Source organism: Pseudomonas sp. LY-1, assembly GCF_053502595.1.
On the sequence record NZ_CP094353.1, the window covers coordinates 4,717,496 to 4,735,578 of the forward strand.

21 protein-coding genes and 1 tRNA gene are annotated in these 18,083 nt (G+C 58.4%); 4 read left to right on the top strand and 18 right to left on the bottom strand.

What is annotated here, in order from left to right; translation table 11 throughout:
* Positions 1–133 precede the first annotated feature (133 nt).
* Positions 134–463 carry a hypothetical protein gene (locus tag MOQ67_RS21505; protein WP_032902045.1) on the top strand — a complete coding sequence of 110 codons (330 nt, stop codon included), beginning with the start codon at positions 134–136 and terminating at the stop codon, positions 461–463.
* 663 nt (positions 464–1,126) lie between these two features.
* Here MOQ67_RS21505 and MOQ67_RS21510 read toward each other — a convergent pair.
* The 9 genes from MOQ67_RS21510 to thrS form a co-directional block, all read right to left on the bottom strand.
* Positions 1,127–1,203, bottom strand: a tRNA-Pro gene (locus MOQ67_RS21510).
* Between the two features lie 90 nt (positions 1,204–1,293).
* Complete coding sequence (locus MOQ67_RS21515; protein WP_003174972.1) at positions 1,294–1,650, bottom strand: MerR family transcriptional regulator; 357 nt, start codon at positions 1,648–1,650, stop codon at positions 1,294–1,296.
* A complete protein-coding gene (gene ihfA / locus MOQ67_RS21520) occupies positions 1,631–1,933 on the bottom strand; it encodes an integration host factor subunit alpha (protein ID WP_002553164.1) in 303 nt (100 codons plus the stop codon). The genes MOQ67_RS21515 and ihfA overlap by 20 nt, the downstream gene beginning before the upstream one ends.
* Positions 1,934–1,936: 3 nt before the next feature.
* The gene (gene pheT / locus MOQ67_RS21525; RefSeq protein ID WP_017847665.1) at positions 1,937–4,315 is read right to left on the bottom strand and encodes a phenylalanine--tRNA ligase subunit beta; all 2,379 of its coding nucleotides are present in this window, start codon (positions 4,313–4,315) and stop codon (positions 1,937–1,939) included.
* Between the two features lie 26 nt (positions 4,316–4,341).
* Positions 4,342–5,358 (bottom strand): phenylalanine--tRNA ligase subunit alpha, encoded by a 1,017-nt coding sequence (gene pheS, locus MOQ67_RS21530; protein ID WP_198718383.1) that lies wholly within the window; start codon positions 5,356–5,358, stop codon positions 4,342–4,344.
* A gap of 109 nt (positions 5,359–5,467) precedes the next feature.
* The gene (rplT, locus tag MOQ67_RS21535; RefSeq protein ID WP_002553161.1) at positions 5,468–5,824 is read right to left on the bottom strand and encodes a 50S ribosomal protein L20; all 357 of its coding nucleotides are present in this window, start codon (positions 5,822–5,824) and stop codon (positions 5,468–5,470) included.
* A 30-nt stretch (positions 5,825–5,854) separates the two neighbouring features.
* Complete coding sequence (gene rpmI, locus MOQ67_RS21540) at positions 5,855–6,049, bottom strand: 50S ribosomal protein L35 (RefSeq protein ID WP_002553160.1); 195 nt, start codon at positions 6,047–6,049, stop codon at positions 5,855–5,857.
* Positions 6,050–6,109: 60 nt separating this feature from the next.
* Positions 6,110–6,661 carry a translation initiation factor IF-3 gene (infC, locus tag MOQ67_RS21545; protein WP_169850653.1) on the bottom strand — a complete coding sequence of 184 codons (552 nt, stop codon included), beginning with the start codon at positions 6,659–6,661 and terminating at the stop codon, positions 6,110–6,112.
* Positions 6,661–8,583: a threonine--tRNA ligase gene (gene thrS, locus MOQ67_RS21550; protein ID WP_017847667.1), complete on the bottom strand. Its 1,923-nt coding sequence runs from the start codon at positions 8,581–8,583 to the stop codon at positions 6,661–6,663. Before thrS ends, infC begins: the two co-directional genes overlap by 1 nt.
* A gap of 367 nt (positions 8,584–8,950) precedes the next feature.
* On the opposite strand from thrS, the gene MOQ67_RS21555 reads away from it, so the two are divergent.
* Positions 8,951–9,265 (top strand): hypothetical protein, encoded by a 315-nt coding sequence (locus tag MOQ67_RS21555; protein WP_082118816.1) that lies wholly within the window; start codon positions 8,951–8,953, stop codon positions 9,263–9,265.
* Positions 9,266–9,554: 289 nt separating this feature from the next.
* Complete coding sequence (locus MOQ67_RS21560; RefSeq protein ID WP_003234260.1) at positions 9,555–9,767, top strand: cold-shock protein; 213 nt, start codon at positions 9,555–9,557, stop codon at positions 9,765–9,767.
* 72 nt (positions 9,768–9,839) lie between these two features.
* Here MOQ67_RS21560 and MOQ67_RS21565 read toward each other — a convergent pair whose 3' ends face one another.
* Entirely contained in the window at positions 9,840–10,160 is a 321-nt protein-coding gene (locus tag MOQ67_RS21565; RefSeq protein ID WP_017847669.1) for an I78 family peptidase inhibitor, read from the bottom strand.
* A gap of 144 nt (positions 10,161–10,304) precedes the next feature.
* Positions 10,305–10,613, bottom strand: a complete 309-nt coding sequence (locus tag MOQ67_RS21570; RefSeq protein WP_026140116.1) for a hypothetical protein — start codon at positions 10,611–10,613, stop codon at positions 10,305–10,307.
* 171 nt (positions 10,614–10,784) lie between these two features.
* On the opposite strand from MOQ67_RS21570, the gene MOQ67_RS21575 reads away from it, so the two are divergent.
* Entirely contained in the window at positions 10,785–10,997 is a 213-nt protein-coding gene (locus MOQ67_RS21575; protein ID WP_017847671.1) for a hypothetical protein, read from the top strand.
* A 19-nt stretch (positions 10,998–11,016) separates the two neighbouring features.
* Here MOQ67_RS21575 and MOQ67_RS21580 read toward each other — a convergent pair whose 3' ends face one another.
* The 7 genes from MOQ67_RS21580 to MOQ67_RS21610 are packed head-to-tail and all read right to left on the bottom strand — an operon-like array spanning position 11,017 to position 17,984.
* Entirely contained in the window at positions 11,017–12,045 is a 1,029-nt protein-coding gene (locus MOQ67_RS21580) for a nucleoside hydrolase (protein ID WP_046382653.1), read from the bottom strand.
* A 26-nt stretch (positions 12,046–12,071) separates the two neighbouring features.
* Positions 12,072–12,476 (bottom strand): D-ribose pyranase, encoded by a 405-nt coding sequence (gene rbsD, locus MOQ67_RS21585; RefSeq protein ID WP_017847673.1) that lies wholly within the window; start codon positions 12,474–12,476, stop codon positions 12,072–12,074.
* Entirely contained in the window at positions 12,473–13,390 is a 918-nt protein-coding gene (gene rbsK, locus MOQ67_RS21590; protein ID WP_198718382.1) for a ribokinase, read from the bottom strand. Before rbsK ends, rbsD begins: the two co-directional genes overlap by 4 nt.
* A gap of 23 nt (positions 13,391–13,413) precedes the next feature.
* A complete protein-coding gene (locus tag MOQ67_RS21595) occupies positions 13,414–14,436 on the bottom strand; it encodes a LacI family DNA-binding transcriptional regulator (RefSeq protein WP_046486747.1) in 1,023 nt (340 codons plus the stop codon).
* A gap of 3 nt (positions 14,437–14,439) precedes the next feature.
* Positions 14,440–15,417 (bottom strand): ABC transporter permease, encoded by a 978-nt coding sequence (locus tag MOQ67_RS21600; RefSeq protein ID WP_102618315.1) that lies wholly within the window; start codon positions 15,415–15,417, stop codon positions 14,440–14,442.
* Entirely contained in the window at positions 15,414–16,967 is a 1,554-nt protein-coding gene (locus MOQ67_RS21605; RefSeq protein ID WP_198718381.1) for a sugar ABC transporter ATP-binding protein, read from the bottom strand. Before MOQ67_RS21605 ends, MOQ67_RS21600 begins: the two co-directional genes overlap by 4 nt.
* Positions 16,968–17,024: 57 nt before the next feature.
* Positions 17,025–17,984 (bottom strand): sugar ABC transporter substrate-binding protein, encoded by a 960-nt coding sequence (locus MOQ67_RS21610; protein WP_026140120.1) that lies wholly within the window; start codon positions 17,982–17,984, stop codon positions 17,025–17,027.
* Positions 17,985–18,083: the final 99 nt, after the last annotated feature.

Here is an 18,083-nt window from a genome sequence, read left to right on the forward strand (position 1 = left end):
TCGGCTTTGCCAAAAGCCGACATCTGCCCCCGACTGATCAGGGACAGACCGGCTTGAGTACCAGTTTTCGAAATACTGGCTTGATCCATTGATTCACCATTACAATTCCACTCTAACCAAGGAGTGAAATCGGATGGCGTTTTACATCGAAAGTGTGGGTGAGGCCGTGATTAGCCTTCAAAATGAGGAGTTTCGAGTTGACTCCGACACTTTGAAGCAAGGTGATACTATTCAGACAAGTCAACAAGCCTATGATGAGGACGACGTCGAATTCGAAACTTCGTTCTTCGCTATATCGCGGGGTGAAAACACCGAAGAAAAGCAGCTCTTCACATGGAGGGTGGAGTACACCCAACACTTCAGCACTGGCAAGCTATTTATTAACGCCACTGAATGTGTAACTCCAGGCGCGCTAATGATAAAAGACCTCAGCTTCAGTGTAGCCGTAGATGAAAATGAGTAGTTAAAAGGAAGTTTTCACCGGGCGCTTTACTTTAAGCGCCCATAGCCTCAGCCATTACATGCACTAACGATGGATGGGCGCACATCTACATCGAATCTATTCAATGTGACGAGCCTCGAGAAAGCTTACTTTGCCAGTCGCTTCGAGCTTTGCCTGACTACCCGGTTCGGGCCTGCCTCCGAACACCAGAAAAATCGACCTCCCACAACGCTTATCATGCGACGATCTCAGCTCAAGCAATGCGACGTGATGGGTTCACGCTTGCCCTGCCTCCTGAGACCATCTGACTGGCTCCACCCGCCCTCACTGCTGCGACAGGCACGGGAACTCTGCCAGCTGCAGGACGAAAACATCCACCGTAAGCAGTTGGTGATCGGCCTCGCCCTAATTTGTCATATCCTTCTGGTGGTGATCAGAAAAAATCTGAAGACAGCTAGTCGTGTCGATGTCAGCTAGCCCCCCAATAGAAAATTCGCGAAAAGGAAAAGATCGCAGCCAATACAATCAGAACTGATCAGACTTGACAGGTTTCAACGCGACGAAGCCCCGAATGGCCCTTTAAGAGCTTTTTGCTAACGGTGACCCAACGGTGACCAAAATGATCAAATCCCAGAAACAACAAAGCCCGGTCGTTTCCGAACCGGGCTAAGTCATTGAAAAATATGGTCGGGACGGAGTGATTCGAACACTCGACCCCTAGCACCCCATGCTAGTGCGCTACCGGACTGCGCTACGCCCCGACTAGGCGTGTTACTGGGTTCGCTTCGCAATGAAGCGATCAGGAATATACCGCAAGCTTTTGAAATGTGGAAGTATTTTAAAAGCCTGAATCATTTTTTCAGAACCACCAGCACATCTTCGAGTTCGGAGATCATTTGGCGGATCAGTTGCTTGTATTGGGTGGTGTCGTCTTTGGCTTCATCACCGGACATGCGCTGGCGCGCGCCGCTGATGGTGAACCCCTGGTCGTACAGCAATGCACGGATCTGTCGGATCATCAGCACATCCTGGCGCTGATAATACCGACGGTTCCCGGTGCGTTTGACGGGGTTGAGTTGAGGAAACTCCTGCTCCCAATAGCGCAGCACATGCGGTTTTACCGCACAGAGCTCGCTGACTTCACCGATGGTGAAGTAGCGTTTGCCTGGGATGACGGGTAGCTCGTCGTTATGACTTGGTTCCAGCATAAGCCTCAACTCGGGCCTTCAACTTCTGCCCTGGACGAAAGGTGACCACACGGCGAGCCGTGATCGGGATTTCTTCTCCCGTTTTTGGATTGCGGCCAGGCCGCTGGCGTTTGTCTCGCAGGTCAAAATTGCCGAAACCGGACAATTTGACCTGTTCGTTGTCTTCCAGAGCGTGTCTGATTTCTTCAAAGAACAACTCGACCAATTCCTTGGCCTCGCGTTTGTTCAGACCCAACTCTTCGTACAGACGTTCCGCCATCTCAGCTTTCGTCAAAGCCCCCATACGTCACTTCCTTAACGTGGCGTTCAACCTTTGTTCGAGCGAGGTGAGGATATTTTGTGTCGTGGTATTCACCTCATCGTCATTAAGAGTGCGCGATGGATGCTGCCAGGTCAAGCCAACTGCAAGGCTTTTTCTATGCGGATCAATGCCTTTACCCTGATAGACGTCAAATAGCCTGAGGTCCGTCAGCCATTCGCCTGCATTTTCACGGATGACATCCAGAACGGCCGTGGCGGACACTTCACGATCGGCGATCAGCGCCAGGTCGCGACGCACTTCCGGGAAGCGCGACAGCTCGCTGAATTTCGGCATCTTGCCCAAAGCGACTTCGGCCAGGACCAGTTCAAAAACGAAGACCGGACGGTCGAGACCGAGGGTTTTCGACAGTTCCGGGTGAAGGGCACCGACGAAGCCCACCAGTCGACCTTCGCGCTCGATGCGCGCCGTCTGGCCCGGGTGCAACGCTGGGTGGCTACCTGGCACGAACGAGAAGTCGTTCAGTGCTCCGGCAAACCCCAATACGGCTTCCACGTCCGCTTTAACGTCGAAGAAGTCCACTGCATCACGGCCTTGGGCCCAGCCTTCCGGCAAGCGGCTACCGCAAACAACACCGGCAAGCATCGGCTCTTGCTTCAAGCCATCCAGCTGGCCGACGAAACGCAGGCCGCTTTCGAACATACGCACGCGGTCTTGCTGGCGGTTCAGGTTGTGGGAAAGTGCTTTCACCAGGCCGGGCCACAACGACGAACGCATGGCAGCCATGTCGTTGGAGATCGGGTTGGCCAACAACAGCGGCTCGACGCCTGGGTTGAACAGTTCGAACTGCTTAGGATCGATGAAGCTGTAGGTCACCGCTTCCTGATAGCCACGGGCAACCAGCAGACGGCGCAGCTCAGGCAGGTGCGCGCGCGCTTCGGCCTTGGGTTGCGGCGCCAGGCGCGCTTGCGGGTAGCGAACCGGCAGACGGTTGTAGCCGTAGAGACGGGCCAGTTCTTCGATCAGGTCGACTTCGAGGCTGATATCGAAGCGATGGCTTGGCACCTCAACGCGCCACTGTCCGGCTTCACCGGCGGCAATGCCCAGGCCGAGGGCCGAAAGCAGACGCTCGATTTCCGCTGGTTCGATCACCAGGCCAAGCATTTGCTCAACGCTTTTGGCGCGCAGGGTGATCGGTGCAATCGACGGCAGGTATTGTTCGCTGACGGTTTCAGTGATCGGGCCCGCTTCGCCACCGGTGATTTCCAGCAGCAGGCCAGTGGCGCGCTCCATGGCTTCACGCGCCAGTTTCCAGTCCACGCCACGCTCGTAGCGGTGCGACGCATCGGTGTGCAGGCCGTAGGAACGGGCCTTGCCGGCGATGGCGATCTGGTCGAAGAATGCGCTCTCAAGAAAGATGTCACGCGTGGTTGCGGACACACCGCTGTGTTCGCCACCCATCACGCCGGCAATCGCCAGGGCGCGGGAATGGTCGGCGATCACCAGGGTGTCGGCACGCAGGCTGACTTCCTGGCCGTCGAGCAAAACCAGCTTCTCGCCTTCTTCCGCCATCCGCACACGGATGCCGCCATTGATTTCGGCGAGATCGAACGCGTGCAATGGCTGGCCGAGTTCAATCATCACATAGTTGGTGATATCGACGGCGGCGTCGATGCTGCGCACGTCGGCGCGCCGCAGGCGCTCAACCATCCACAGCGGCGTTGGCTTGGACAGGTCGACGTTGCGGATCACACGCCCCAGGTAACGCGGGCACGCGTTGGGTGCCAGTACTTCGATCGAGCGCACTTCATCATGCACCGCAGCAACTGCGGCTACCACCGGCCGGGTGACGGGCGCGTCGTACAGCGCGCCTACTTCACGTGCCAGACCCGCCAGGGACAGGCAGTCGCCGCGGTTCGGGGTCAGGTCGACCTCGATGCTGGCGTCTTCCAGTTCCAGGTAGACACGAATGTCCTGGCCCACGGGCGCGTCGGCCGGCAGCTCCATCAGGCCATCATTGCCCTCGCCCACCTGCAGTTCCGCCTGGGAGCACAGCATGCCGTTGGACTCAACGCCACGCAGCTTGGCTTTCTTGATCTTGAAGTCGCCCGGCAGTTCGGCGCCGATCATGGCGAACGGGATCTTCAGGCCCGGGCGCACATTAGGCGCTCCGCACACGACCTGGAACGTCTGCGCGCCATTGCTGACCTGACACACACGCAATTTGTCGGCATCGGGGTGCTGCTCGGTGCTCAGCACCTCTCCCACGACCACACCGCTGAATACGCCGGCGGCCGGAGTAACGCTATCGACCTCAAGACCGGCCATCGACAGACGAGCAACCAGCTCGTCGCGGCTTACCTGCGGGCTTACCCAGCCACGCAGCCATTGTTCACTGAATTTCATCCTGCTCTCCTAAAGATTCGTTACGACTAGCGAAATTGCGCGAGGAACCGCAAGTCGTTGTCGAAGAACAGACGCAAGTCGTTCACGCCGTAACGCAGCATGGCCAGACGCTCAACGCCCATGCCGAAGGCAAAGCCCGAGAACTCTTCCGAGTCGATCCCGGACATGCGCAGCACGTTGGGGTGAACCATGCCGCAGCCCATCACTTCCAGCCAGCCGGTCTGCTTGCAGACGCGGCAGCCTTTACCGCTGCACATCACGCATTCCATGTCGACTTCGGCGGAAGGCTCGGTGAACGGGAAGAACGATGGACGGAAACGCACCGCCAGCTCTTTCTCGAAGAACACCCGCAGGAACTCTTCGATGGTGCCTTTGAGGTCGGCGAAATTGATATCGCGATCGACCAGCAGGCCTTCGACCTGGTGGAACATCGGCGAGTGGGTAATATCGGAGTCGCTGCGGTACACACGGCCTGGGCAGACGATGCGGATCGGCGGCTTGTTCGCTTCCATGGTGCGGACCTGTACCGGCGAGGTATGGGTGCGCAACAACATGTTCGCGTTGAAATAGAAGGTGTCGTGCATCGACCGGGCCGGGTGATGGCCTGGGATGTTGAGCGCCTCGAAGTTGTGATAGTCGTCTTCGACCTCAGGGCCTTCGGCGATGCCGTAGCCAATATGGGTGAAGAACTGCTCGATACGTTCCAGAGTCCGGGTGATCGGATGCAGACCGCCCGAGGCCTGGCCACGGCCAGGCAAGGTTACGTCAATGGACTCGGCGGCGAGCTTGGCCGAAAGTTCGGCCTCCTCGAGCGACGCCTTGCGCGCATTGAGAACCTCTGTGACACGCTCCTTGGCGACGTTGATCAGCGCACCGACTTGCGGACGCTCTTCAGCCGGCAAATTCCCCAGGGTCTTCATCACCTGAGTCAATTCACCCTTTTTGCCAAGGTAGTGAACCCGGATTTGCTCCAGGGCATTGATATCTTCAGCGCTTTGCACAGCCTCAAGAGCTTGAGCGACGAGCGCGTCCAGGTTTTCCATGTACAGACTCCAGATACAAAATAGGGGAAGAGCTTGAAGGCTCTTCCCCTATTTATGACGTTTAACACCTTGGGCCACAGGAGTAGCCCAGGGTGACTGTCGGGGGTACTTAAGCCAAGGTGGCTTTAGCTTTCTCGACAATCGCAGCAAACGCCGCTTTTTCGTTCACTGCCAGATCAGCCAGAACCTTACGGTCGATCTCGATGGACGCTTTTTTCAGGCCAGCGATGAAACGGCTGTAGGACAGACCGTTAACACGAGCACCAGCGTTGATACGAGCGATCCACAGAGCGCGGAACTGACGTTTTTTCTGACGACGGTCACGGTAGGCGTATTGGCCTGCCTTGATTACCGCTTGCTTGGCAACACGGAATACGCGTGAACGCGCGCCGTAGTAGCCTTTAGCAAGTTTCAGAATTTTTTTGTGACGCTTACGGGCAATGACGCCACGCTTTACACGAGCCATGAGTTACTTCCTCTATTCTTGATCCAAAAATTAACGAAGGCGCAGCATGCGCTCGACTTTTGCCACGTCAGACGGATGCAGCAAGCTGCTACCGCGCAGTTGACGCTTACGCTTGGTCGACATTTTGGTCAGGATGTGGCTCTTGAAAGCGTGCTTGTGCTTGATACCGTTAGCAGTTTTCAGAAACCGCTTAGCAGCACCACTTTTAGTCTTCATCTTTGGCATGTTCGGATACTCCGCATTCAGTTGATAAACATAATCAGAAGGCCTGCCGTGCCCTATTGATTACTTCTTCTTTTTCGGGGCGATGACCATGATCAGTTGGCGTCCTTCCATCTTAGGATGCTGTTCGACCGAACCGTACTCGAGCAGGTCAGCTTCAACCCGCTTGAGGAGTTCCATCCCCAGCTCCTGGTGGGCCATCTCACGGCCGCGGAATCGCAAGGATACCTTGGCCCTGTCCCCATCACTCAGGAAACGTACCAGGTTGCGCAGTTTTACCTGGTAATCCCCTTCCTCCGTCCCTGGACGAAACTTGATTTCTTTTACTTGAATCTGCTTCTGGTTCTTCTTCGCCGCAGCAATCTGCTTCTTCTTTTCGAAGATCGACTTGCCGTAGTCCATCACCCGGCAAACAGGTGGGACTGCGTCGGCGGAAATTTCCACCAGGTCCAGTTTGGACTCTTCAGCGATACGAAGCGCTTCATCAATCGAGACGATGCCAATCTGCTCGCCGTCAGCGCCAATTAACCGAACCTCGCGTGCCGAGATATTCTCGTTGATCGGGGCTTTCGGTGCAGCTCGTTTATCTTGTCTCATTTCACGCTTAATAATAATTACTCCGAATCTGGGCGACCACGCCGGGAAACCGCTTGCGCGAGGAACTCAGCGAACTGGGCGACGGGCATCGAGCCCAGGTCAGCACCTTCACGAGTACGCACAGCGACAGTCTGCATCTCGACTTCCCGATCTCCGATAACCAAAAGATAGGGAACCTTGAGCAAAGTATGCTCGCGGATTTTAAAGCCGATCTTTTCATTTCTCAAGTCGGACTTGGCACGAAATCCGCTTTCGTTGAGAGTTTTTTCAACTTCAGCAGCAAAATCGGCCTGTTTATCAGTGATATTCATGATCACTGCCTGAGTCGGAGCCAACCACGCGGGGAATGCGCCCTCGTAGTGCTCGATCAGGATACCGACGAACCGTTCGAACGAGCCGAGGATCGCCCGGTGCAGCATAACCGGGTGTTTACGGCTGTTGTCTTCGGAGACGTATTCGGCTCCCAGACGGATCGGCAGGTTAAAATCGAGCTGCAAAGTACCACATTGCCAGACACGACCAAGACAATCTTTCAGCGAAAACTCGATTTTCGGACCGTAGAAGGCGCCCTCACCCGGCTGCAGATCATACGCAAGGCCCGCGCTGTCTAGCGCAGCGGCCAGTGCGGCTTCGGCGCGATCCCACAATTCATCGGAACCGACGCGTTTTTCCGGACGAGTGGACAGCTTCATTTCGACTTCGGTAAAGCCGAAATCGCGATAGACGTCCATGGTCAGCTTGATGAACGCAGCGGATTCGGCCTGCATCTGCTCTTCGGTGCAGAAGATGTGGGCGTCGTCCTGAGTGAAGCCGCGCACGCGCATGATGCCGTGCAGCGCACCCGACGGCTCGTTACGGTGGCAGGCACCGAACTCGGCCAGGCGCATCGGCAGCTCGCGGTAGCTCTTCAGGCCTTGGTTGAACACCTGCACGTGGCAAGGGCAGTTCATCGGCTTGATGGCGTAGTCGCGGTTTTCCGACTGGGTAGTGAACATGTTGTCGGCGTAGTTGGCCCAGTGCCCGGACTTCTCCCACAGGCTGCGGTCAACAACCTGGGGAGTCTTGATCTCCAGGTAGCCGTTTTCGCGCTGAACCTTGCGCATGTACTGCTCGAGCACCTGATACAGGGTCCAGCCGTTCGGGTGCCAGAACACCATGCCCGGCGCTTCTTCCTGGAGGTGGAACAGGTTCAGGCGCTTGCCGATCTTGCGGTGGTCGCGTTTCTCGGCTTCTTCGATGCGCTGGACGTAGGCGGCCAGCTGCTTCTTGTCAGCCCAGGCTGTGCCGTAGATCCGCTGCAGTTGCTCGTTCTTCGCGTCGCCGCGCCAGTAGGCACCGGACAGCTTGGTCAACTTGAACGATTTGAGGAAACGCGTGTTCGGCACGTGCGGGCCACGGCACATGTCGACGTATTCTTCGTGGTAGTACAGGCCCATGGCCTGTTCGTCCGGCATGTCTTCCACCAGGCGCAGCTTGTAGTCTTCGCCACGGGCAGTGAACACGTCGATCACTTCGGCGCGCGGCGTGACTTTCTTGATCACGTCGTAATCTTTTTCGATCAGCGCGTGCATGCGCTGTTCGATCGCGGCCAGATCGTCCGGAGTAAAAGGACGCTCGTAGGCGATGTCATAATAGAAGCCATCGTCGATGACCGGGCCGATCACCATTTTCGCCGTCGGGTACAGCTGCTTGACCGCGTGGCCAATCAGGTGTGCGCAAGAGTGGCGAATGATCTCCAGCCCCTCTTGATCCTTGGGCGTGATGATTTGCAGGCTGGCATCAGCGGTGATCAGGTCGCTGGCGTCAACCAGCTTGCCGTCGACCTTGCCGGCCACGGTGGCCTTGGCCAGGCCGGCACCAATGGATGCGGCGACCTCGGCTACGGAAACCGAATGATCGAATGAACGTTGACTGCCATCGGGAAGAGTAATAGTTGGCATGGCGCCTCCTCTCCTAGTGGTGACCCCTACCAAAGGTCACGTGGGTTGGGATGAGCCAGTACAAGATCCAATACCAGGCCGTTCAGTGATGAACGCCTGCCTTACAGCGGCAGGAGCCTTTCGGCCAACCGGTGATCGAACCAGAGTGACTGGAGTGGACAAAAAGAAACATGGCAAGGCGGCATTTGGCGCGCCTGGAAATAGCCAAGCACACGATGCTAGCACAGATGAACGGTCATCGCGCCCACGGCGCCACAGCCGATAACAAATTCCCGCTTTTATAGCGGCAAAAGTGAACTTGAGCTGTACGTCCCCCGTCAAATCCGCCGAGAATCGCCATTCGTCCTCACGACTTTAGGAGCATTTAATGATGCGTTTTTCCTCGACCTTCGCGCTTGCAGCATCCCTTACCCTTCTCTCCCTCGGCGCACAGGCCGCCGCTCCTTCGAACTGGCCTGCGGGCGCCAGGGACGCATTCGTCAAAGACTGCAGCTCAGCCGCCAGCCAGAACGTGGACATCAAAACCGCCAAAGCACACTGCGAATGCGGCGCCGACAAGATCAATGCTGAATTGAGCACCGCGGAAATCAAGGAACTCATGACCAACCAGAACGCGAGCCAGGCGCTTAAAAACAAAGCAGTCTCGGCTATTTCGTCCTGCAAAGTCGTGAAGAAAAAGTAAGAATCGCTGCAATTCGGATGGCAGTTTTTCGGTAAAAACCCTCTTAAAACTGCCATTTCGCACAAAATACACAGCTTTTACGGCTTTTTTTACCAGCTGATATTTCGTGCGAAAGCCCCGTAGATCGGGGCTTTCAGCCAACCGAAGGACTAAACCCGGGGCTATTGATTAGCAAACAGTGCCTTGGGGGGGCTCCCAAGCCGAACATTTCGACTATGATAGCCCTGTGTGCCCAGTTGGCCTGAGCAGCACAGCACTACTGAAAATATATGTTTCTTGGAGATACACCATGTCTAATCGCCAAACCGGCACCGTTAAATGGTTCAACGATGAAAAAGGCTTCGGCTTCATCACTCCTCAAGGTGGCGGTGACGACCTGTTCGTACACTTCAAAGCTATCGAAAGCGACGGTTTCAAAAGCCTGAAAGAAGGCCAAACCGTTTCCTTCGTGGCTGAGAAAGGCCAAAAGGGTATGCAAGCTGCACAGGTTCGCGGCGAGTAATTCTCCGCTGAGCTAAAAAAACCCCGTCCATGTGACGGGGTTTTTTATGGGCGCTGCAAAAGCCTGTGGCTATCAGCCGCAATTGACCCGGGTGATCACCAGGTTATCGTCGGTGTTGAGGTTAAGGCGGTCGGAGCGGTATTCCAGGGTGATCATATCGTTAGGCTTGAGAATTCGGGCGTTCTGCGCACCGGCACGGGTACGCGCTTGCTCCAGCAACTGGGGCGAGGCTTTCTGGCCGATCGTGAACTCGGCGGCCTTCGCCTCACAGCGGCTATGACCGGCATCGGTCACGGCGGCATCTTTGGCTGGCTCAGAGGTACCCGGGGTGCTGCAACCCGCCAACGCGAGTGCCGCCAACAAAGTACCGAATGATGCGAGCTTCCAAGGCATGAAGCCTCCTATGATAAAAAATGGACAGAGATCGTGCGACAGCGATCAGGCGGATTGGTTTCAAGACGTAAATCGCCTGCTGGCAAGTCTGCCTGACTCAGGGCAGGCATTCGCCCGATCAATCGTCACCAGATATGAACGAATTCAGTAGATGTCGATGTAGTCAAACGGTGGCTTTGGCCAGTTCTGTTTCAAGGCATTGAAAATCTGTGTGACCCAGACCTCATCGCTGGCGGCCACGTTTCCGACGTAACCGGAGCCCTTGGCCCAGGTTTCCAGGCGAAACAGCAACCCATCGATATCGACGCCGCCGACGGCCTTGCCGGAGGAGATGTAGGCAATACCTGCCCTGGTGACTCGCAATTGAGTGTGTTCATCGTCACTGGCACTGGCAAGCAGTTGGCGCACGGCGGCCAGTGTCAGGTTCTCGGGGTTGTTCAAGTCGATCTGCACGCGGTGTTCCCCGGTCATTAAAACAGGCTGACAGTGTCGCACACTGCTTGCCTCATTTCGAAATACCTCATGCGTAAGTAGCAGTGCCAAACGCCGTACAAAATGCTTAACTGCCGACGTAAGAACCGCGTTTTAGCGCATCACCCCGTACTTCCAGCTCGTGAGACACCCATGACCACCGTAACGCTCCAAGCCGACATCAAAGCCAAGTGGCCCCAAGGGCAGAGTTCCTACAGCCCCGGAAGCCCGGAAGAATTGGCGATCATCGGTATCGACCTGTTGGTCAAGGAGTTGGGCACCCAGGCCGCGCAAGCGTTCATTGGCCAGGTTTTCGAGAAATACCCGGCCGATCACATGGGCGCACACAACCCCGGGCGCGATTAAGCACCGACCGACAATCACCTTACTTCAGGCGCGCCAGGCGCTCGGTCAACAGATCGAAAAAGCCCTGGGCGTCGCCATTCTCAACCCAGAACACATTCTTTTCCTGCTTCAGGCCGTCATACCAATCGACGATGGTCTGGCCAAAGGTCGGCCCTTCGCGGCTGTCCACCACCATATTGGCCTGACGCCCGCTGAACAACGAAGGTTTGAGCAGATACGCGATGACTGTGGCGTCATGCACCGGGCCGCCAGGAATGCCGTAGTGCTCCATATCGCCTTTGACGTATTCATTGAGAATATCGCCAACGACTTTGCTCGCGTTGTTGTTGATGTCGGCGATCTTCTTCAGGCGCGCTTCACTGGTCAGCACCTTGTGGGTCACGTCCAACGGCAGATAGGTCAGCTTGACGCCACTCTTGAGCACAATCTCGGCTGCGACCGGGTCGGCGAACAGGTTGAACTCGGCCACCGGCGTGATATTGCCGCCGTTGAAGTGCGCGCCGCCCATCACCACCACTTCCTTGATGCCCTGGGTGATCTCAGGCGCCTGGGTCAGCGCCAACGCCAGGTTGGTCTGCGGGCCAAGCATGGCGATGGTGATGCTGTGCGGCTTGGCGGTGCTCAGCGTCTTGATCAGGTAATCAACGGCATTGCCTTCGGCCAGGGCCTTTTTCGGCTCATGTACGGCGACACCGGAAATGCCTTCCTTGCCATGGATATTTTCGGCGTAGATCGGCGTGCGCAGCAACGGCTTCGGCGCGCCCGCGTACACAGGAATGTCCTCTCGCCCCGCCCACTCACGAGCCAGGCGCGCGTTACGCGAGGTCTTGTCCAGGCGCACATTGCCGGCGACGGTGGTCAGCGCCCGAATGTTCAACTCCTCCGGGGAGGCCATGGCAAACAGCAAGGCCACTACATCGTCGGCACCTGGGTCGGTGTCGATGATCAGGTCGATTTTTTCCGCCGCTTGGGCGCTCACTGCGGTGAGTGCAGACAAAAGCAAAACACTCCGGAACAGATTTCTCAGGGTTGGAAGATTACGCGGCATGAAACACTCCTTGTCGTTGGGGAACTCTAGAACGTGACGCCGGACACCAGTGCGATATTGCAATAAGGCTGGCACTCGCCCGTGCGGACAATGGCACGCGCGCTGCGGCTCAGTTGCTTGAATGCGTCATGACTGAGCAGACGCCGCTCGCCGAGCGCCGCCTGGTCGGTCAGGGCATTGAGTGCGCTGAGCGCCGGCGGCTGCTTGAGCAGGATTTCTTCGGCCAGCACGTGGCTTTCCACCTGCATTTCGCTGAGCACAATGCGCAAGGTGCTGATGAAGTCGGGAATGCCCTGGGTCAGGGCCAAGTCGATCAACTCGACGCCCGACGGCACGGGCAGGCCAGCATCGCCGATAACCAGGATATCGCCATGCCCGAGGGAGGCGATCAAGCGTGACAGGGCGATATTGAGCAGCGGTGTCTTTTTCATGAGGGCACAAAACCTTGAACGTCGTGCAGCGTAGGAATAGAGGGTTGCGCGCCGGCGCGGGTGACTGACAGCGCGGCCGCCACCTGACCAAAACGAATCGCCTCGGCTTCGCTTTTGCCATGGGCCAGCGCTGCGGCAAAACCGCCGACGAACGTGTCGCCGGCAGCCGTGGTGTCCACCGCCTTGACGTTGGGCGCTGCCAGGTGCTCAACACGGTTGCCATCGCTGAACAGCGCGCCCTGAGCGCCGAGGGTGATGATCACTTTAGCGGCGCCGGCCTTGATCAACTGCGCCGCGGCGAGCTTGGCGCTGTCCAGGGAGTCCACCGTCACGCCGCTCAAGGCGGTGGCTTCGCTTTCGTTGGGGATCAGGTAATCGATCGAGGCATACCACTGCGCCGGCAAAGGACCGCTGGCCGGGGCCGGATTGAGGATCACCGTCTTGCCCAGTTCACGCCCGCGCTTGAGCGCATACCCGACGGTCTCCAGCGGCACTTCAAGCTGACAGACGATTACGTCGGCGGCCTGCAACACCACATCGGCCGCCAGCAACGAAGCGGGCGTCAGCTCACCGTTACTGCCGGCAACGATCACGATCGCGTTCTGGCTGCTGTCGTCCACCACAATCAACGCCACACCGCTGGACCCGTCGACACGGCTCACAGCCTGGCAATCGATGCCTTCGACCAGCAATGCATCGCGCAATTGGACGCCGTAGGCGTCAGAGCCGACGCAGCCGATCATCGCCACCTCAGCCCCCAGCCGCGCCGATGCGACGGCCTGGTTGGCGCCCTTGCCACCGGGGACGGTGGAGAACGATTGGCCGATCAGGGTTTCACCGGCGCGGGGCAGCCGGCTGGCGCGGGTGACCAGGTCCATGTTCAAGCTGCCTACTACCACTACTTTTGCTGGCATACATCAGTACTCATCAATTCGGTTCAGCGGTATTGGGCGAACACACCGGCAAGTGGCGCCGTCGACTCACGCAAGACAATACTCGGCGTCACGATGCGTTGATCGATCGGCAGTTGGGGGGTCGCAATTCGTCGCAGTAACAACTCGGCCGCCGTCTCGCCCAATTGCACGATCGACTGCCCGACCGTGGTCAGCGCCGGGTACACGTAACGGCCCATTTGGATGTCATCGAAGCCGATCACCGACAATTCGCTCGGCACGCGGATGTTGCGCTCGGCTGCCGCACGCAACACGCCGAAACCGATCATGTCGTTGCTGGCGAAAATCGCGCTCGGCGGGTTTTCCGACAGCAACTTCACTGCCGCGGCATAACCGCCGGTGCTGGTGAAGTCGCTTTCCAGGGTGCGATTGGCGGCAACGTCGATACCCGCCTCGCGCAAAGCGCGGTGATACCCCGCCAGACGCATTTGTGCCACACGGGTATGGCCAGGGCCGCCGATGCAGGCGATGTCCCGATGGCCCAGTTCAAGTAAATGCCGGGTCGCCAGGTAGGCGCCCTGCTCGTGATCTATACGCACCAGGTCGACATCAATACCGTCCAACGCCCGGTCGACAATCACCATGGGCGTGCGGACCGCGCTCAAGCCCGCGGCCAGGCCGCTGTCGTCGCCGCCCACCGAGGTCACGATCAAGCCATCGACGCGCTTCTCCAGCAACACTCGCAAATAGCTGCGTTGCTTTTCGGCGTTGTCGTCGGAGTTGCAGAGGATCACGCAATAGCCATTACGCTCGCAGTAATCCTCGATCCCCCGGGCCAGCTCGGCGAAATACGGGTTGAGGCTGTTGGGCACAAGCAGGCCGATAGTGGCGGTGGTCTTGGCCTTGAGCGAACGCGCCACGGCGCTGGGCACATAGTCCAGTTGCTTGATCGCCGCTTCCACCTTGAGGCGCACCGGCTCGCTGACCGGGCGCGTCTTGTTCACCACATGCGACACGGTGGTGTAGGAAATACCTGCAAGTGCTGCCACATCCTTAATCGTCGCCATGGTTCAGCCCCGCCGACTGGCGCGTTGACTGCGGTAGGTATCGAGGACCACGGCAATCACGATCACGGCACCGGTGATGATGCGCTTGGTGGGTTCTGTGGCACCGATCTGCGCCAGGCCAGCCGCCAATACCGAAATAATCAACACACCGAAGAACGTACTGATCACCGAGCCGCGTCCGCCCATCAGGCTGGTGCCGCCGATCACCACGGCCGCGATCACTTGCAGTTCCAGGCCGGACCCGGCGTTCGGGTCCGCCGCTTCCAGGCGCGAGATCTGGAACAGCGCCGCGACGCCGGCCAGCAGGCCCATCAGGCTGAACACCAGGATCTTGTAAGGTTTGGGATTGATCCCGGCCAGACGCACGGCTTCTTCATTGGTACCGATACCGATCAAGTAACGGCCGAACACCGTGCGAGTCAACACCAGTTGGGCGACGACGATCACCAGCAAAGCGATGATGAACGAAGGCGAAATCCCGAAGGCGATCGGATTGGACAGCCAGGCAAAGGAGTCACCGATATAAGCCGTGCGCGAGCCGGTCATCTGGTACGCCACGCCGCGTGCCATTTCCAGTACGCCAAGGGACACGATGAACGACGGAATCCGCCAGGCCACGGTGATCGAGCCGGTGATGGTGCCGGCCAGCGCGGCGCAGCCCATGCCGAGCACGGCGGCCGGCAACACGCTCCAACCCCAGCCGAGAATCGCCACGCTGACCGCCGACGCCGCCAGGGCCAGCACCGAGCCCACCGACAGGTCGATACCGCCGATGATCAGGATGAAGGTCATGCCCACCGCCAGCACCATCAGGTCCGGGATCTGGTTGGCCAGGGTGCTGAAGGTGTCGTAGGACAAGAAGTGATCGCTGAGCACCGAAAACAGCGCAATCATCGCCAGCAACGCACCCGCCAGCCCCAGGTAGGTGCCCAGGCCGTAAAAGTTACCGCCTGCTTTAGCAGGGGAAGTTGTTGTTTTCATTGGGCATCCCTAAGCGCTGCGTCATTGAGCAGCACGTCACGTTTCTGATAGCCGGCGAAGGCGGCAGCGAGCAATTCATCCTGGGTCCAGCGGTCGCGCTCGAAGGTCTCGATCAACCGCCCGGCAGAGAGCACGCCGATGCGGTCACAGATCAACATCAGCTCGCGCAGGTCGCTGGACACCACCACCAGTGCTTTGCCCTGGCGGGTCAACTCGCCGAGCAAGGCGTAAATGTCGAACTTGGCCCCCACGTCGATGCCACGGGTCGGCTCATCGAACAGCATCACCGAGCAGTCGCGCTCCAGCCAGCGGCCAATCACGACTTTCTGCTGGTTACCGCCGGACAATTCGGACACCAACTGCGCCGGACTGGAACTGCGGATACGCATGGCATCGATCTGACGCTTGGCCAGGGCGGTTTCGTCGCGACTATTTACCACACCGCCGCCGGAAATTTCCGGCATGTTGCCCAAGGCGATATTCGAGCTGATGGATTGCGTCAGCAGCAGGCCTTCGCCCTTGCGGTCTTCGGTGATCAGGGCGATGCCGTGGCCCACTGCGTCGACCGGCGAGCGAATGCTCACCACTTGGGCCGGCGACCCCAGGGCAATGGTGCCGCTGTCGGCCAGGTCGGCACCGAAGATCAGGCGCAGCAATTCCGTGCGGCCGGCGCCGATCAGGCCGGAGATGCCATAGATCTCGCCGGCACGCACTTCAAAGGAGACGTCGCGGACCTTGTCCGCACGGGTCAGCCCTTTCACCGTCAAGGCCGGGCCGCCGATGGTACGGGGCCCCAGGTCAATGTGCTCGCCCAGCTCGCGGCCGACCATCAAGGTCACCAGTTGCTCGCTGTTGTAATTGGCCATCGGCTCGACGCAGACCAGTTTGCCGTCACGCAGTACCGCAATGCGTTGGGCGACACGGGCCAACTCTTCGAGCCGGTGCGAAATATAAATGATCGCCACGCCCCGGGCCTGCAGGCGGGTGATTTGCTCAAACAGCATCTCGACTTCACGGGCGGTCAACATAGCCGTGGGTTCGTCGAGAATCAGCACATGGCAGTCGCCGATCAGGTTGCGGGCGATCTCGACCATTTGCTGATGGCCGATACCCAGGCTGCCGACCAGGGTGTCCGGGTCAATCGCATCCAGGCCGACCTGCGCCATCGCTTCGATCGCCGCGCTACGCAGCTGCTTGCGGCTGATCCAGCCACAGTGGCTGGGCAAGTTGTCCAGGAACAGGTTTTCGGCCACGGTCAGCGTCGGCAGCAGGTTGAGTTCCTGCATGACCATCCGCACGCCCAGCTCTTCGGCCTGGGTGCGACTGCCGGGGCGGTAGTCCTGACCGTTGAATTGCATGTGCCCGGCGGTCGGCGTGACCAGCCCGCCGATAATCTTCGACAAGGTACTTTTGCCTGCGCCGTTTTCACCGGTCAGCGCCAGCACTTCCCCGCGATTGAGCGTCAAGGTGATGTCGGACAGAACCGGCTGGGCATAGGTCTTACCGATACCGCTGACCGAGAGGACAGCGTTCGGGGCGGAAGATGACATAGGAAAATCTCCAGGCGTCCGCTCAGCGTGAGCGGACGCTGTTGGGTGCAGCCGGGATTACTTCTTGAGGACGAGTTCTACCGGGGTTTCGATCACGCCGTCTTGAGCGTCGACCTTCTCACCCTTGACCAGCTTGAGCGCGTTCTGGATACCGAACACGGCCTGCTGTGCGGCGGCCTGGTCGGCGGTCGCCAGGACACGGCCGTCCTGCAGCATCGGCTTGATCGCGGCGATGTTGTCGTAGCCTACGACCAGAACCTTGCCGGCTTTGCCTGCCGCACGCACAGCCGAGACGGCGCCCAGGGCCATGTTGTCGTTACCGGCCAACAGCGCCTTGAGGTCGGGGTATTCGCTCAGCATCGCAGAGGCGACCTTCTGGCCCTGGTCGATTTCCCAGTTGCCCGATTGGGTGGAGACGATTTTCATGCCGGCCGCGTCCATCGCATCCTTGTAGCCTGCGGTGCGCTGCTGCGCGTTGGTAGTGGTCGGTACGCCTTCGATGATGCCGACCTTGTCACCCGCGGCCAGTTGCTTGGCCAGGTAATCACCCACCAGCTTGGAGCCTTTGCGGTTGTCCGGGCCGACGAAGGGAATATCGAGGTTTTTGCTTTTCAGCACGCCCGGGTCCAGGCGGTTATCGATGTTGACGACCTTGATGCCGGCATCGGAGGCTTTTTTCAGCACGGTGACCAGTGCCTTGGAGTCAGCCGGTGCGATGACGATGGCGTTCACTTTGGCGAGGATCATCTGGTTGACGATATCGATCTGCGCACTGGTATCGGTTTCGTTCTTGATACCGTTGGTGATCATGTCGAAATCAGCGGCGTGGGACTTCTGGTAGTCCTTCGCGCCCTCTTGCATGGTGACGAAGAATTCATTGGCAAGGGATTTCATCACCAGGCCGACCTTGGGTTTGGCGGCGGTGTCGGCGGCGAATGCAGAAGAGAGAGGCAGAGCAGCAGATGCGGCGGCAAGCACAGCGACAGCAAGAAGACGTCCAGCGAATGGCAGCTTCATGGGTTCACTCCGATCTTATGATTATTGGGAGCAACGCTTGCACCGAAGAACACTTCGGCAGCCCACCCACCCGGGTGACTGATACGAGCTTTCAAGACG